Origin of the sequence: Pseudonocardia hierapolitana (assembly GCF_007994075.1) — a bacterium.
Classification (GTDB): domain Bacteria; phylum Actinomycetota; class Actinomycetes; order Mycobacteriales; family Pseudonocardiaceae; genus Pseudonocardia; species Pseudonocardia hierapolitana.
In genome coordinates this window covers 296194-310994 of sequence record NZ_VIWU01000001.1, presented here as the reverse complement: position 1 = coordinate 310994, position 14801 = coordinate 296194, and the positions used below count along the sequence as shown (strand labels likewise).

General features: G+C 73.0%; 12 protein-coding genes. 7 read left to right on the top strand and 5 right to left on the bottom strand.

The genetic code is table 11. From position 1 onward, the window contains the following. Window positions 1-323: 323 nt before the first annotated feature. A complete protein-coding gene (locus FHX44_RS01500; RefSeq protein ID WP_147253798.1) occupies window positions 324-2909 on the bottom strand; it encodes a helix-turn-helix transcriptional regulator in 2586 nt (861 codons plus the stop codon). 98 nt (window positions 2910-3007) lie between these two features. Here FHX44_RS01500 and FHX44_RS01495 point away from each other — a divergent pair, with 98 nt between their 5' ends. After that, window positions 3008-3700 (top strand): hemerythrin domain-containing protein, encoded by a 693-nt coding sequence (locus FHX44_RS01495; protein ID WP_147253797.1) that lies wholly within the window; start codon window positions 3008-3010, stop codon window positions 3698-3700. A gap of 45 nt (window positions 3701-3745) precedes the next feature. Continuing rightward, the gene (locus tag FHX44_RS01490; RefSeq protein WP_147253796.1) at window positions 3746-4162 is read left to right on the top strand and encodes a RidA family protein; all 417 of its coding nucleotides are present in this window, start codon (window positions 3746-3748) and stop codon (window positions 4160-4162) included. A gap of 24 nt (window positions 4163-4186) precedes the next feature. Here the strand turns inward: FHX44_RS01490 and FHX44_RS01485 are convergent, their stop codons facing one another. Both FHX44_RS01485 and FHX44_RS01480 read right to left on the bottom strand, forming a co-directional pair. Further along, window positions 4187-5815, bottom strand: a complete 1629-nt coding sequence (locus FHX44_RS01485) for an APC family permease (protein ID WP_147253795.1) — start codon at window positions 5813-5815, stop codon at window positions 4187-4189. A 12-nt stretch (window positions 5816-5827) separates the two neighbouring features. After that, window positions 5828-7270 (bottom strand): gamma-aminobutyraldehyde dehydrogenase, encoded by a 1443-nt coding sequence (locus FHX44_RS01480; protein WP_147253794.1) that lies wholly within the window; start codon window positions 7268-7270, stop codon window positions 5828-5830. A gap of 150 nt (window positions 7271-7420) precedes the next feature. Between FHX44_RS01480 and FHX44_RS01475 the strand changes: the two genes are divergently transcribed. From FHX44_RS01475 to FHX44_RS01460, 4 genes are read left to right on the top strand one after another with little or no spacing between them, the layout of a single operon-like run. Beyond that, the gene (locus FHX44_RS01475) at window positions 7421-7894 is read left to right on the top strand and encodes an Lrp/AsnC family transcriptional regulator (protein WP_246170148.1); all 474 of its coding nucleotides are present in this window, start codon (window positions 7421-7423) and stop codon (window positions 7892-7894) included. After that, window positions 7891-9309, top strand: a complete 1419-nt coding sequence (locus tag FHX44_RS01470; RefSeq protein ID WP_147253793.1) for an aspartate aminotransferase family protein — start codon at window positions 7891-7893, stop codon at window positions 9307-9309. Before FHX44_RS01475 ends, FHX44_RS01470 begins: the two co-directional genes overlap by 4 nt. Continuing rightward, window positions 9294-10661 (top strand): NAD(P)/FAD-dependent oxidoreductase, encoded by a 1368-nt coding sequence (locus FHX44_RS01465; protein WP_147253792.1) that lies wholly within the window; start codon window positions 9294-9296, stop codon window positions 10659-10661. Before FHX44_RS01470 ends, FHX44_RS01465 begins: the two co-directional genes overlap by 16 nt. A 39-nt stretch (window positions 10662-10700) precedes the next feature. Next, window positions 10701-11129: a hypothetical protein gene (locus tag FHX44_RS01460; RefSeq protein WP_147253791.1), complete on the top strand. Its 429-nt coding sequence runs from the start codon at window positions 10701-10703 to the stop codon at window positions 11127-11129. Window positions 11130-11336: 207 nt separating this feature from the next. Here the strand turns inward: FHX44_RS01460 and FHX44_RS01455 are convergent, their stop codons facing one another. Next, window positions 11337-12890, bottom strand: a complete 1554-nt coding sequence (locus FHX44_RS01455; RefSeq protein WP_147253790.1) for an aldehyde dehydrogenase family protein — start codon at window positions 12888-12890, stop codon at window positions 11337-11339. A 38-nt stretch (window positions 12891-12928) separates the two neighbouring features. After that, window positions 12929-14236 (bottom strand): L-lysine 6-transaminase, encoded by a 1308-nt coding sequence (lat, locus tag FHX44_RS01450; protein WP_147253789.1) that lies wholly within the window; start codon window positions 14234-14236, stop codon window positions 12929-12931. Between the two features lie 81 nt (window positions 14237-14317). Between lat and FHX44_RS01445 the strand changes: the two genes are divergently transcribed. Continuing rightward, window positions 14318-14758: an Lrp/AsnC family transcriptional regulator gene (locus FHX44_RS01445; RefSeq protein WP_170308726.1), complete on the top strand. Its 441-nt coding sequence runs from the start codon at window positions 14318-14320 to the stop codon at window positions 14756-14758. Window positions 14759-14801: the final 43 nt, after the last annotated feature.

Genomic DNA, 14801 nt, shown 5'->3' with positions numbered 1-14801 from the left:
CGGGTCGGGCTCGGGACATCCGTCGGCGCTGCCCATCCGGACGCCCGGGGTGCCCATCTGCATCGGTGACAGCCCGGCACCCGACCGGGCACGCCCGCACCCTCTCCGCAGGTGGGTGACCTGGTCCGTCGGTGAGCCGGCACCCGGTGCGTCAGCGCGGACACACCCGGGCCGCGAGGGGTGACCTTTCGCCCGCACCGCGGCGTGTCCGGGGCGACGCAGCTCCGAGACCGGGTCGGGGCCGATCCCGGGAGAGCCGATGACCTTCTAGAGCAACGCTGCCCGGGAGGCGCTGGAGGCCCCCCGCCCCGCGTCTCCGCCGGTCAGCTCGGTTCGAGGGCGCGCCGCGCCGCGACGGCCTCCCGGCGCGTACGCGCCCCGAGCTTGCCGAGGATCGACGACACGTGGTGGTCGACGGTGCGCACCGAGAGCACGAGCTTCGCCGCGATCTCCGCGTTGGTCGAGCCCTGCGCCACGAGGTCGAGCACGTCGATCTCGCGGTCGGTGAGCCCGGCCGGGTGGGACCGCTTGCGGTCGGTCCGCCGCTGCGGTGGTGGCCGCAGGCCCCGTTCACGCAACCGGCGCCGGACGACCGCGGCGGCCGCGGCGCCCAGCTCGTCGAGCACGCGCAGGCCCTCCAGCGCGGGCCCGGCTTCCCCGGACTCGGTGAGTTCGAGCGCCCGCTCGTACGGATCGCCGATCCGGGCCCATTCCGCCGCGGCGGCCTCCCAGTCGCCGCGCAGCCCGGCCGCCCACGGCTCCGGGCAGCCGGGGAACGGGCCGGGGTCGATCCCCGCGCGAGCCAGGTGGCGCAGCAGTTCGCCGCGCATCGTGTTCCAGGCGCCGCCCCGCATCCAGGGCAGCACCTCTTCGGCCGCCCGCCGGGCGCGGTCCGGCTGCTCGTTCAGCCACGCCCACTCCACGAGCCCGGTCGCCGCCCGGGCCATGCCGATGGGAGCGCGCTGCTGGCTCGCGTGCCGCCAGGCCCGATCCAGCACCTGCTCGGCATCCTCCCGGCCCCGCCGGGCCAGCAGCCGGCCGTAGACGGGCAGGCGGTGTACGTCGAACACGCTCCGGGTGCTCTGCTCCACGAGCCTGCGCAGCCCCTCTTCGGCGGCGTCCCAGTCCCCGTGGTGCATCTGCAGGAGGTGCCGCTGCACACCGGCCAGCTGCGCGTGCTGCCACAGCCCGAACTCGCGGATGTAGGCCAGCCCGTCCTCGACGCACTGCGCCATCTCCACCCAGCGGCCGCTGCACTGCAGCAGCTCACCGAAGTTGATGTAGGCACGCGCGGCGGCCTCGTGACACCCGTTCGTCGTCGCGACCGCGATCGCCTCGCGCATGTCCGGGGCGCCGTCGACGTCGTCGTGATGAGCCCGGGCGAGACCGCGGTAGTTCAGGCACAGCGACTGCAGGTCGGGCCGCTGCGCCCGGCGCGCCAGCTCCAGGGCCGCCTCCAGGACGGGAAGCGCCTCCCTGGTCTGCCCGGTCAGGGTCAGCAGGGCGGCCCGGTCGGTGGACGCCGCGGCGCTCGCCACGTCGGATCCGGCGCTCTCCAGCACGGTCACCGCTCGCCCGATCAGCCGCTCGGCCTCCTCGGTGTCCCCGGACATGAACTCGTGGCGCGACAGCCGGACGAGGGCGGTGCCCAGGCCGACCGGGTGGCCGAGCCGCTCGAAGCGGGCCACGGCGTCCCGCCCGGCGGCCACGGCGTCGTCGAGCCGGTGGGCCAGGTGCAGCTCCCAGCCGTACTCGTCGATCACCGTCGCCTGCTCGGCGGGCGGCAGCCGGTGGACGTGGCGGACCGTGGCCTCGAGGTGCGTCAACGCCTGCCGATGGGAGCCGCTGGCCGCCGCGGCGTGGGCGGCGCGGGGTGCGAACTCGACGATCGTGGCGGCATCGTCGGCCTGCACGGCGTGGTGCACGACGCGTTCGAGGTCGATGTCCGGGATGCCGCGCAGGACGCGGACGACGGCGAGGTTGAGCGCCCTGCGCCGCAGCCGGGGGAGCGCGGCCTCGACCGCGCGCCGTGCGAGCTCGTGCCGGAACGCGAGGCCGTTCTCCCGCACGGCGAGGATCCCGCGCTCCTCGGCGCGGGCGAGCTCGTCCATCCGGTCCGGCAGCAGCGCCTCCGCCAGCGGGAACTCCACGACTCCCGGCACCACGGAGAGCTGTTCGAGCGCCGCGGCGCAGTGCGGGCCGAGCGGGCGGATCCGTGCGCGCACGGCGTCCGCCACGCTGATCGGCAGCGCGTCCGGGGGCGCGGCGAGCGCCTCGGTGACGTAGAAGGGGTTGCCCGCGGTGAGCGCATGCAGCGCCCCCGTGTCGCGACCGGCCGGCCCGGCGAGCTCCGCGACGGCCGCGGTGGAGAGCGGCTCGAGCTCGAGGCGGACGCTCTCCGGCCCGGCCACCGCGCCCAGCAGCTGGAGCAGCTGCTGGTTCGCGGCGATCTCGTCCTCCCGTACGGTCAGCACGAGCACCGCGGGCAGGGTGTCGATCCGCCGCACGAGGTAGCGCAGCACGTCGATGGTGGCGTCGTCGGCCCAGTGGAGGTCCTCGACGACGAGGACGGTGGGCACTTGCGCGGCGAGCTCCTCGACGACCGCCGAGAGCGCCGCGTCGGCCGCCGCGGAGGTGTCCAGCGCCCGTGCCAGCGGGCCCGCGCTGTCGCGCACGGCCTCCCGGAGCGGGGCGAGCGGGCGGGGAGCGAGCAGGTCGTCGCAGGCGCCGCGCAACACCCGGACGTCCCGGCCCAGGGTGCCGAGGAACGCGCGCACCAGGCTCGTCTTGCCGATGCCCGCCTCACCCGTGACGAGGGCGACGCGCCCGCGACCCGTCGCGGCGGCCCGCACGGCGGCCGCCAGCCGGACGAGCTCGGTGTGGCGCTCCAGCAGCGGCCCCCCTGACATGCGCCGATGGTGCCACGTGCCGCGTCGCGGGAACACGCTGCGAACTGGGTAGTCGCTACCGACGCGCGCCGCCCGCGCCCGGCGGTTCACTGCACGGCATGACGGAGGATCGGCCGTGCGGCGCGATGTGGATCCCGCCCAACGGGCCGCGCCGGCCAGGGGATCCGGTACCCGACCTCACGGCGTGGCGCGTGCTGCACCGCGCTGCTCTCGCCGACGTCGTGGAGTTCGCCCGCGCCGCGGACGCCATGGCACGAGGTGCCGGCGGGACCGACGCCGATGCACTGCGCGGCTACCTGCTGCCCGTCCTGACGGCCGTCGACGTGCACCTCGAGGTGGCGGGTGAGGCGCTGCCCCCGCTGCTGGCGCGGCGCGCCGGCCCGTACGCGTCCGACGTGCTGGACCGGGTCGTCGCCGACCGCGCGGTGCTGGAGCCCCTGCTCGGCGGGGCCGCCCGCCTGGTGGATGCGGTGCCCGCCGCGGCAGGCGCGCTCCGCGACGCGCTCGACGGCATCGCACCCGTGCTGCACGAGCAGCTGGCCGAGCGCGAGCGCCGGTTGTTCCCGCTGATCACCACGCATCTCAGCTGCAGCGACATGCGGTGGGTGCGGCAGCAGATGCGACGCAGGGCAGGCGCCGAGCTGCTCTCGTTCCTGGCGGTGTGGCTGCACCACCACGTCACCCCGGCGGAGGCCGAGTGCCTGCTCCGGGACACCACCGAGCACATGGGCCCGCTGCTGGCCATCTTCGGCGAGCGGTACGCGCAACTGCGCCGCCGAGCAGTCCCGTAGCGCTCCCGGCTGTCGTCGCGTCGTCCGCCCTGGGATCGTCGAGCCATGGCTGACGGCTTCAACCCGCGCGGGATCTGGCAACCGAACGGCAGGGCGTTCTCCCAGGGCGTGATCCAGGGCCCTGGCCAGGTCGTGCACGTCACGGGTCAGGTCGCATGGGACGAGCACGACCAGGTCGTGGGGATCGGCGACGCCGAGGCGCAGATGGAGCAGTGCGTCCGCAACGTACGGACGGTCCTCGCCGAGGTCGGCGGCGCGCTCGACGACATCGTGTCGATGACGGTCTACTTCGTCGACCGCATGGACCTGCCCGCCATCCAGCGCGTCCGCTCGCGGTACTTCACCGCGGGCACGGCGCCGGCGAGCATCCTCATCCAGGTCGCCGGGCTCGTCGTCCCGGAGCTGCGGGTGGAGCTGGTGCCGATCGCGGTGGTGCCGCACGACCGGTTCCGGCGGCCGTGATCCGACGCCACGTGCAGGTGCGGCTCAGGAGCGCGGCGGGTCGTCCGGCTCCCGTCCGGGCGGCAGGTTCGACCGGTCCGGCGCGATCACGGTGCTCTCCTCCGAGTCGGGCAGGCCGAAGTGCGGGCCGCCGCGTTCGTCGTGCAGCAGCAGGTCGGACGTGCCCGGGCGCAGCGTCTCGCCGCGGAAGAACGCGGGGGCGATCCGGCTGTACACGAACATCAGCACGGCACCCAGCACGATGGCCCCGATGCCGATCACGAAGACCCCGCCGATGCCCAGGATGGTGGTGGACCCCGCGTCCACCGCCGCGTAGTCGATGCTCGACAGCACGAACGCCACCAGCAGCATCAGCCCGCCGAGGCCGGGCAGCACGCCCTTGGTCCACAGCCCGCGTCCCCGCAGCTCCCGGCGGTAGAACCACACGCAGGCGAAGCCGGTGAGGCCGTAGTAGAAGGCGATCAGCAGGCCGGTGGCCGAGATCGAGTCGGCCAGCACGTTCTCGCTGACCAGCGTGAGGCCCACGTAGAACACGACCGACGCGATGCCCATGCCCCAGGTGGCCCAGGTCGGGGTGAGGTAGCGGGGGTGGATGTCGGCGAACCGCTGTGGGAGCGCCCGGTAGGCACCCATCGACAGCGCCGCCCGCGCCGTGGGAAGGATCGTGGTCTGCGTGGACGCCGCCGACGACGTCAGCACCGAGATGATCAGCAGGATCACGAAGGCGGGGCCGAGGCCCTCCTCGCCGAACACCGCGGTGCCCATCGCGGCGAAGACGTCGTCGGAGTTCTCCTCGTTGCCCAGCCCGATGCCCTCGGTACCCGTGCCCGCGAACGCGACCGCGGCCACCGCGACCAGGACGTAGGTGACGACCAGCAGCAGCGTCGAGAGCACCGCGGCCCGCCCGGGTGTGCGGCCGGGCTCGTCGCTCTCCTCGTTGACGGCCACCGCGGTGTCCCAGCCCCAGTACAGGAACACGGCGATGAGCACGGCGTCGACCAGCTCGGCGACGCCGAGCCCGCCGGGCCACAGCCAGCCCAAGCTCGGCGTCATCGAGCCCTCGGGGGCGTCGCCCGCGTAGACGCGGACCAGCGCGGTGACGGCGAAGATCGCCAGCACCACGAGCTCGATGCCCAGCAGGGCGTACTGCAGGCGTGCCGAGATCTCGATGCCTCGGTAGCAGATGTAGGTCATGACCAGGATCCAGACGACACCGGCCACCGTGGTCCACAGCGTGCTCTCCGCGAGCGCGTCCGCCCCGATCAGCAGGAACGAGTACTGCCCCGCCACCTGCGCCAGGTTGGCCATGACGATCACGTCGGCGGCGATGATGCCCCAGCCGCCGAGCCACCCCATCCACGGCCCGAACGCCCGGCCCGCCCACGTGAAGGTGGTGCCGCAGTCGGGCTCTGCCCGGTTGAGCTCCCGGTAGGCGACCGCGATCAGGTACATCGGCACGAACGCGAGCAGCAGGACGGCAGGTGCCTTCTCACCGGTCAGCAGGACGAGCGCGCCCAGGCTGGCGGCGAGGCTGTAGGCCGGTGCCGTGGACGCCAGGCCGATCACCACGCTGGACACCAGCCCGAGCGCACCGCCCTTGAGACCCTTGTCGCCTGGGGCGGTGCCGTCGGAGCGGCCGATCACCTCGGTCATGTCGGCCTCCGCTCAGGAGTCGATGTTCGCCATCACGTGCTTGACGCGCGTGTAGTCCTCGAATCCGTAGACCGACAGGTCCTTGCCGTAGCCCGAGTGCTTGAAGCCGCCGTGCGGCATCTCGGCGACCAGCGGGATGTGCGTGTTGATCCAGACGCAGCCGAAGTCGAGCCTGCGGCTGGTGCGCATGGCGCGGCCGAAGTCGCGCGTCCACACGCTGGATGCCAGGCCGTAACGCACGCCGTTGGCGAGCCGGATCGCCTCCTCCTCGTCGGCGTACCGCTGCACGGTGATCACCGGGCCGAAGATCTCGTTCTGGACCACCTCGTCATCCTGGCGCAGGCCGGCGACGACGGCAGGCTCCAGGAAGAAGCCACCGGAGAGATCACCGCCGGGCCGGGTGCCGCCGGTGGTCACCGTCGCGTGGTCGGGCAGCCGGCCCAGCAGCCCGGTGACGCGATCGAGCTGGGTGCGGTTGTTCAGCGGGCCGAACAGCACGTCCTCGTCGTCGGGCAGGCCGGTGCGCGTGGCCCGGGCCTGCTCGGTGAGCGCGGCCACCAGGTCGTCGTGCACGGAGGCGCCGGCCAGCACCCGCGTGGCGGCGGTGCAGTCCTGGCCCGCGTTGAAGTAGCCGGCCTCGGCGATCGACCGTGCGGCGGCCTCGACGTCGGCGTCGTCGTAGACGATCACCGGTGCCTTGCCGCCCAGCTCCAGGTGCACGCGCTTGACGTCGTGGCTCGCGGCCTCGGCCACCTCCATGCCGGCGCGCACGGAGCCGGTGATCGCCACCAGTTGCGGCACGGAGTGGGACACGAGCGCGCGCCCGGTGTCGCGGTCGCCGCAGACCACGTTGAACACGCCCGGCGGCAGGAACTCCGCGGCCACCTCGGCGAGCAGGAGCGTGGAGGCGGGCGTGGTGTCCGAAGGCTTGAGCACCACGGTGTTGCCCGCAGCCAGCGCGGGGGCGATCTTCCAGACGGCCATCATCAGCGGGTAGTTCCAGGGCGTCACCTGCCCGACCACGCCGATCGGCTCCCTGCGGACGAAGGATGTGTGCCCGGCCATGTACTCCGCCGCGGCCCGGCCCTCGAGCACGCGCGCGGCGCCTGCGAAGAAGCGGATCTGGTCCACACAGGGCGGCAGCTCCTCCTCCGCCGTGAGACCGAGCGGCTTTCCCGTGTTGCGGCTCTCGGTCGTCACGAACTCCCCGGCGCGCCCCTCGATTGCGTCGGCGAGCTTGAGGAGGAGGCGCTGCCGCTCGGCGGGCGTGGTGTCACGCCACGTCTCGAACGCCCGCGCCGCGGCGCCGTAGGCCGCGTCCACGTCGGCATCCCCGGACATCGGGGCGCTCGCGTACACCTCTCCGGTCACCGGGTCGACGAGATCGCTCGTGCGCCCGTCGCTGGCATCGGACCACTGCCCGTCCACGAAGTTCCGCAGCTGCAGCTTGTCCATCGAGGCGCTCCTCGTTCGACCGGGTGACCTGGGGCACTCTATAGGCCCATTCTGCGGATTTCGAGACCTTGACAGGCCGAAGGCGATGAAATCCGTATTACCGAATTGATCTGTCGACGGATTCAGTTGCGATCACCTACCCTGTGCGACGTGTCCCTCGCCCCGGAGCCGGCGCACGTCCTGCTCGACGACGTCGGCAAGGCGATCGTCGAGCAGTTGCAGGAGGACGGCAGGCGGTCCTACGCCACGATCGCGCGCGCGGTCGGGCTCTCCGAGGCCGCCGTGCGGCAGCGGGTGGCGCGGCTGCAGGAGGCGGGCGTCATCCAGATCGTCGCCGTCACCGACCCGCTGCAGCTGGGCTTCCGACGCCAGGCGATGGTCGGGATCAAGGCTGGAGGCGACGTCGTGGACCTGGCCGACGCGCTGGCCGAGATGCCGGAGGTCGACTACGTCGTGATCACGGCCGGGTCCTACGACGTGCTGATCGAGGCCGTCTGCGAGGACGACGACCACCTGCTCGAGCTGGTCGGGCGGCGGATCAGAGCGCTGCCCGGCGTCCGCAGCACGGAGACGTTCGTCTACATGAAGCTGCGCAAGCAGCACTACAACTGGGGAACTCGATGACCACCGTGCCCGAGACCGCCACCGCCCCCACCTCCTCCCACACCCCCCGCGGCACCGATCGCACCGATGCCGCCCGTGACCACCTGTGGATGCACTTCACGCGGCACTCCACCTACGAGGACGGTGGGCGGGTGCCGATCATGGTGCGCGGCGAGGGCTGCCGGGTGTGGGACGCCGACGGGCGGGAGTACCTCGACGGGCTCGCCGGGCTCTTCGTGGTACAGGCCGGGCACGGGCGCCGCGAGCTGGCCGAGACCGCGGCCCGCCAGGCCGCCGAGCTGGCGTACTTCCCGATCTGGTCCTACGCGCACCCTTCGGCGATCGACCTCGCCGAGCGGCTCGCACACCACACGCCCGGCGACCTGAACCGCGTCTTCTTCACCACCGGCGGCGGCGAGGCCGTCGAGAGCGCGTGGAAGCTCGCCAAGCAGTACTTCAAACTCACCGGCAAGCCCACCAAGCACAAGGTGATCAGCCGGCAGGTCGCCTACCACGGCACCCCGCAGGGCGCGCTCGCCATCACCGGCGTGCCGGACCTGCGCGTTCCGTACGAGCCGCTGGTGCCCGGCGCGTTCAAGGTGCCCAACACCAACGCCTACCGCGCGCCCGAGCACGTGGCGGGCGACCTCAAGGCGTTCGGCCGCTGGGCCGCCGACCAGGTGGAGCAGGCGATCCTCGCCGAGGGCCCGGACAGCGTCGCGGCCGTGTTCGTGGAGCCGGTGCAGAACGCGGGCGGCTGCTTCCCGCCGCCGCCCGGCTACTTCGAGCGGCTGCGCCAGATCTGCGACCGCCACGACGTGTTGCTCGTGTCCGACGAGGTGATCTGCGCGTTCGGCCGCATCGGCAACATGTTCGCCTGCGAGAGCTTCGGCTACGTCCCGGACATCATCACCTGCGCCAAGGGCATGACCTCGGGCTACTCGCCGATCGGCGCGATGATCGCCAGCGACCGGCTGTTCGAGCCGTTCCGCTCCGGTGCCACGTCCTTCCTGCACGGCTACACGTTCGGCGGGCATCCGGTCTCGGCGGCCGTCGCGATGGCCAACCTCGACATCTTCGAGCGCGAGGGGCTGAACGAGCACGTCCGTGAGCAGTCGCCGGTGTTCCGGGCGACGCTGGAGAAGCTGCTCGACCTGCCCATCGTCGGCGACGTCCGCGGCGAGGGGTTCTTCTTCGGCATCGAGCTGGTCAAGGACAAGGCGACCAAGGAGACCTTCACGGCCGAGGAGAGCGAACGGCTGCTGCGCGGGTTCCTGTCCAAGGCGCTGCTGGATGCCGGGCTGTACTGCCGCGCCGACGACCGCGGCGACCCCGTCGTCCAGCTCTCGCCGCCCCTCGTCGCGGGCCCGGCCGAGTTCGACGAGATCGAGCAGATCCTGCGGGGGGTGCTGACGGAGGCGTGGGTCCGAATCTGACCAGCGCCGCCGTAGGCCTGTGGTTCGAGCAGGTCGCCTCCGACGGGTACGACCTCGCGCCGCGCCCACCCCTCGAAGGCGACACCGAGGCCGACGTCTGCATCGTCGGCGCGGGCTACACCGGTCTGTGGACGGCGCACACGCTCCTGCGGCGCGACCCCGGCCTACGTGTGCTGCTCATCGAGCGGGAGATCGCCGGGTTCGGGGCGAGCGGGCGCAACGGCGGCTGGTGCTCGGCGCTGTTCCCGGCCGGCCGGGCCGCACTCACCCGGCGGCACGGGGCCGAGGCAGCCGACGCGATGCGGGCGGCGATGCGCGCCGCCGTGGACGAGGTCGGCACGGCGGTGGCGGACGAGGGCATCTCCTGCGGCTGGCTGAAGGGCGGCACCGTCGTCCTCGCGCGGACGCCGGCGCAGCTCGCGCGGGCCCGTGCCGAGGTGTCAGACGGGCCGGACCGGGTCGAGCTGCTCGGGCCGCAGGAGACGTCCGCGCTGGTCGGGGCCGCCGGCGTGCTCGGGGCGACCTACTCACCCGACTGCGCCCGGATCCAGCCGGCGCGGCTCGCCCGCGGGCTCGCGCGGGCCGTAGAGCGCCGCGGCGGGCGGATCGCGGAGGGCACCACGGCGCTGGCGATCCGCCCCCGCGAGGTCGTGACCGATCGCGGGGTGGTGCGCGCCCGCACCGTCGTCCGCGCGACCGAGGCGTGGAGCGCCACGCTCACCCCGCGCTCGGTGGTGCCGGTGTACTCGCTGATCGTCGCGACACGGCCGCTGCCGGCGTCGTTCTGGGACGAGGCGGGGCTCGCCGGCGGGCAGACGTTCAGCGACCACCGCCACCTCGTCGTCTACGGCCAGCGCACCGCCGACGACCGGCTCGTGTTCGGTGGGCGCGGGGCGCCGTACCACTTCCGCTCCCGGATCCACCCGTCGTTCGACCGCGACGAGCGGGTGTTCGCCGGGCTGCGCACCGCCGTCACCGAGCTGTTCCCTGCGCTGCGCCCGGACGACTTCACCCACGCCTGGGGCGGGCCGCTCGGCATCCCCCGGGACTGGCACGCCGGCATCGGGCTCGGGCCGGACGGCGTCGGCTGGGCAGGCGGGTACGTGGGCGACGGCGTCGCGACGTCGAACCTCGCGGGCCGCACGCTCGCGGCCCTGATCCTCGGGAGCGACGACCCACTGGTGCGCCTGCCGTGGGTCGGGCACCGGTCGCGGCGCTGGGAACCCGAACCGCTGCGCTGGCTGCTGGTCAACGCAGGGCTGCGCCTGATGACGCTCGCCGACGAGGAGGAGCGCCTCACCCGCCGTCCGAGCGTCGTGGCTGCCTCCCTCACGCGGTTCCTCGGGGGTTGACGGGTCCGGGCCGGGTACCCCGACCGGGTGGAGCGCGAGGTGCGTGTGCGCGAGGTCGAGGAGCTTTCGGGACGCTCCGGGACGACCCGGTACGTCCTGCGCGACGACGAGGGCAGGGAGTACACGACGTTCCGTGAACGCATCGGCCGGGAGGCGATGCGGTTCCGGAGCAAGCAGGCCCGGATCGAGTTCCACGAAGAGGAACGCCGGGGCTTCCAGAACGTGTACCTCGACGCCATCGGCCCCGCCCAGGAGCCGGCGGGGGAGCCCGATCGCACCCGGGAGGCCCAGCCGGCCGACGAGTCGGCCTGGGACACGGCGGTCGAGGCGGCGCCGTGGATCATCGGCACCCGCGAGCCGGAGGAGGCGGTGCCGCCCGAGGAGCTCTACGAGCGGCTGCACCCGTTCAAGGAGCTCGTCGCCGACGACATCCGCCGGGCGGGCGCGGAGGACGACGAGCCCTCCTGACCTCAGGCGCCCGTGCGCGTCATCGCCGGGCGCGCAGAGCTGAGTGCCGAGGCGCCCACGCAGGTGCTGGGCGGGGTCGCGGACCTGCCCGAGCTCCTGGGTCTCGCCCGTTCGCCGGCCTGATCATTCCGATCCGAACCTGAGCACGATGGTGCGTTTACGGCCCCGGTACCGAGAACCCAGGTCGCGGCGGGAGCCCGACGAGCGTCAGGAGAGGCGGTAGGCGGGGTCGGCCGGCAGCTCCGCCGTGTCCATCTGGGCCTTCTGCAGCTTCCCCGCGTAGTCCCAGTTCATCGACTGCCACCGCGTGAACTGATCGAGGACCCAGATCCCCGACTGCCTGCTCCCGTTGCCCGAGCGGCCGTTCCCGCCGAACGGCAGGTGCGCCTCGGCCCCGGACGTCGAGTTGTTGACGCTCACCATGCCCGCGCTCGCGCGCTCCCGGAACCGGAACGCGTGCACCGGGGTGGACGTGTAGATCGCCGCGGACAGGCCGTAGCCGTGGCCGTTGGCGAGAGCTGTGGCCTCGTCGAACGTCTCGAACGTCGCGACGCCGACGATCGGGCCGAACGTCTCGGTGCGGTACAGCGCGTCGTCGGCCACCACGCCGTCCACGATGGTCGGGTGGGCGTAGATCCCCGGCTCACCGGTGAAGTCCCCGCGCGGGTTGGCGGGCGTGATCCGGCCGGTGCCGGTGGAGCCGTGCAGGGTGTGGTGCGGGCGGACCAGGTCGAGGTGCTTCTCGAAGTTCGCCAGGAACCGGGCCGAGATCATCGGCCCGTACAGCACGTCCGAGCGCGTCGGGTCGCCGATCGCCGCGTCCCGGACGGCCGCGTCGAAGCGGCGCAGGAACTCGTCGTGCACCGATGCGTGGACGATCACCGTGCCCAGCGACGTGCAGCGCTGCCCGGCCGTGCCGAAGCCGGAGAACAGCGCGCCCTCGACGGCGAGGTCGAGGTCGGCGTCGGGCATGACCACGAGGGGGTTCTTGCCGCCCAGCTCCAGGCACGGGTTCTGCAGGTGCCGCCCGGCCAGCTCGCCGATCCGCACGCCCACCGCCGACGAGCCGGTGAAGCCGATCTTGTCGACGAGCCCGGCGTCGAGCGCGGCGGACAGGCCGTCGAAGGTGGTCCTGCCGTCGGCGAGCACGGTGTTCAGCACGCCCGCGGGCAGCCCGCCGCGCGCGAACAGCTCGGTGAACGCCTCGGCGATCGCGGGCGTGTACTCGGCAGGCTTCCACACCACCGCGTTGCCGCACAGCAGCGCAGGCACCAGGTACCAGGACGGCACGGCCACGGGGAAGTTCCCTGCGGTGACGATCGCCGCCACCCCCACCGGCACCCGGAAGGTGAACAGCTGCTTGTCGGGCATCTCGCTGGGCACGGTCTGCCCGTACAGGCGCCTGCCCTCGCCCGCGAAGAACGCGCAGGTGTCGATGACCTCCTGCACCTCGCCGCGGGATTCGGCGATCGGCTTGCCGATCTCGCGCGTGACGAGTGCGGCGAGCTCGTCCTTGTTGGCCTCGACGAGCCGGCCGATCTGCTCGACCACCCGGCCGCGCACCGGGGCCGGCACGGCGGCCCATGCCCGCTGCGCCTCCCGGGCGACGTGGCAGGCCTCGACGAAACCGCCGGCGTCGGCCAGCAGCGCGGTGGCAACCGGCGTGTCGCGGGCCGGGTCGATCGAGGTGAGGCGGCCGCCCGCGGCGTCGTCGCGCCACTTGCCGCCGATGTACGCCCCGACCTCGCGTGTCGTACCCATCGCAGGATCGTGGCCCTCTTCCCGCACCCCGGCAACGGTCATGCCCGCACCGCCCTGGCGAGCGCTGCAATGGCCAGGTCCAGCTCGTCCTCACCGACCGTCAGGGCGGGGCGGAACCGGATCGAGCGCTCCCCGCCGCCGAGGATCAGCACCTTCTCGTCGCGGTGCAGCCGCTGGACGGCCGCGTTCCGGGCGTCCGGGGTGGGCAGGTCGACGGCCACGAACAGGCCGCGGCCGCGCACGTTGTCGACCTCGGGGATGGTGGCGAGCCCGTCCAGCAGCCGTTTGCCGAGCACCGCGGCCCGCTCGATCAGGTCGTCGGACTCGATGACCTCCAGGTACCGGCGCGAGCGCACCATGTCGGTGAGCCCGCCGCCCCACGTGGAGTTGATCCGCGAGGACACCCGGAACACGTTGTCGGGCACCTCGTCCACCCGGCCGCCTGCCATGATCCCGCAGACCTGCAGCTTCTTGCCGAACGCCACGACGTCGGGCTGCAGACCCAGCTGCTGGTAGGCCCACGCCGTGCCGGTCATGCCGCCGCCGGTCTGCACCTCGTCGAGCACGAACAGGGCGTCGTGCTCGCGGCACAGCGCCTGCATGGCCTGCAGGAACCCGGCGCGCATGTGGTTGTCGCCGCCCTCGCCCTGGATCGGCTCGGCGATGAAGCAGGCGATGTCGTGCGGGTGGGCGGCGAACGCCTCGCGGGCCTGTTCCAGCGCTCGCGCTTCGGCGGACTCGACCTCGGCTCGATGATCTGCGCTGCCGAGGGGGAAGCGGATCGCCGGTACGTCGATGCGCGGCCAGTCGAACGTGGGGAAGAGCGCGGTCTTGCGCGGATCGGTGTTGGTCAGCGAGAGGGTGTAGCCGCTGCGCCCGTGGAACGCCTTCCGCAGGTGAAGCACCTTCGTGCCGAGGTGCTCTGGCCGCCCGTGCAGCGCGTTGTGCCTGCGCTTCCAGTCGAACGCGGTCTTGAGCGCGTTCTCGACGGCGAGGGCCCCGCCCTCGACGAGGAACAGGTGGGGTAGCGCCGGGTCGCCGAGCACACGCTCGAACGTCTCGACGAACGCGGCCATGTGCGTCGTGTAGATGTCGGAGTTCGACGGCTTGTTGACCGCCACCTCGGTGAGCTCGGCGAGGAACGCCGGATCGCCCGTGAGCGCCGGGTGGTTCATGCCGAGCGGGCTCGATGCGAAGAAGCTGAACATGTCCAGCCAGCGGGACCCGTCACGGGCGTCGACCAGCCAGGACCCGCGGCTCGCCCGGGTGTCGAGCACGAGGTCGAACCCGTCGACGAGCAGGTGGCGGCGCAGCGTCTCGTGGACGCGATCGGGCGCAACGGTCATGCCGGAAGTGTCGGTTCGAAGATCGTCGGCGCGCAGCGCGTCGACCGTCGGTATCGGTGACGAAGTGCCACGATGTGTGCCGTGCCGCCGACGGATCGTCAGCTCGACGACCTCGACCGCCGCGTGCTCGCGCACCTGGTGGCCGACGGTCGCGCGTCGATGGCCGATCTCGGCCGGGCGGTGGGGCTCTCGCGCACCGCGGTGCTCGCCCGGGTGCAGCGCCTCGAGCGGGCCGGAGTGATCCGCGGGTACCGGGCCGACGTGGCGTTGCCGGGCGAGGCGGCCGCGCACCGCGCCCGCATCGGCATCGTCGTCCGCACGGCGGACGTGGCCGGCTACGTCCGGAGGCTCTCCGCGATGCCCGGGGTGTCGGAGATCGAGTCGGTGACCGGCGAGTACGACCTGATGGTGCTGGTCACCGCCCCGAGCGCGGGCGAGCTGGACGCCGTGCTCGACGGCATCCAGAAGTGGCGCGAGACCGTGCGGACGACGACGTGGGTGGTGCTGACGCGCTACCGCTGACCCGGGCCCGGCGTGAGCCGATGCTCTGGATCACGCCGCTGCC

Coding starts and splice junctions, on each gene's coding strand:
- FHX44_RS01500 (WP_147253798.1), bottom strand. CDS start 2,909: ATGTCAGGGGGGCCGCTGCTGGAGCGCCACACCGAGCTCGTCCGGCTG.
- FHX44_RS01495 (WP_147253797.1), top strand. CDS start 3,008: ATGACGGAGGATCGGCCGTGCGGCGCGATGTGGATCCCGCCCAACGGG.
- FHX44_RS01490 (WP_147253796.1), top strand. CDS start 3,746: ATGGCTGACGGCTTCAACCCGCGCGGGATCTGGCAACCGAACGGCAGG.
- FHX44_RS01485 (WP_147253795.1), bottom strand. CDS start 5,815: ATGACCGAGGTGATCGGCCGCTCCGACGGCACCGCCCCAGGCGACAAG.
- FHX44_RS01480 (WP_147253794.1), bottom strand. CDS start 7,270: ATGGACAAGCTGCAGCTGCGGAACTTCGTGGACGGGCAGTGGTCCGAT.
- FHX44_RS01470 (WP_147253793.1), top strand. CDS start 7,891: ATGACCACCGTGCCCGAGACCGCCACCGCCCCCACCTCCTCCCACACC.
- FHX44_RS01455 (WP_147253790.1), bottom strand. CDS start 12,890: ATGGGTACGACACGCGAGGTCGGGGCGTACATCGGCGGCAAGTGGCGC.
- lat (WP_147253789.1), bottom strand. CDS start 14,236: ATGACCGTTGCGCCCGATCGCGTCCACGAGACGCTGCGCCGCCACCTG.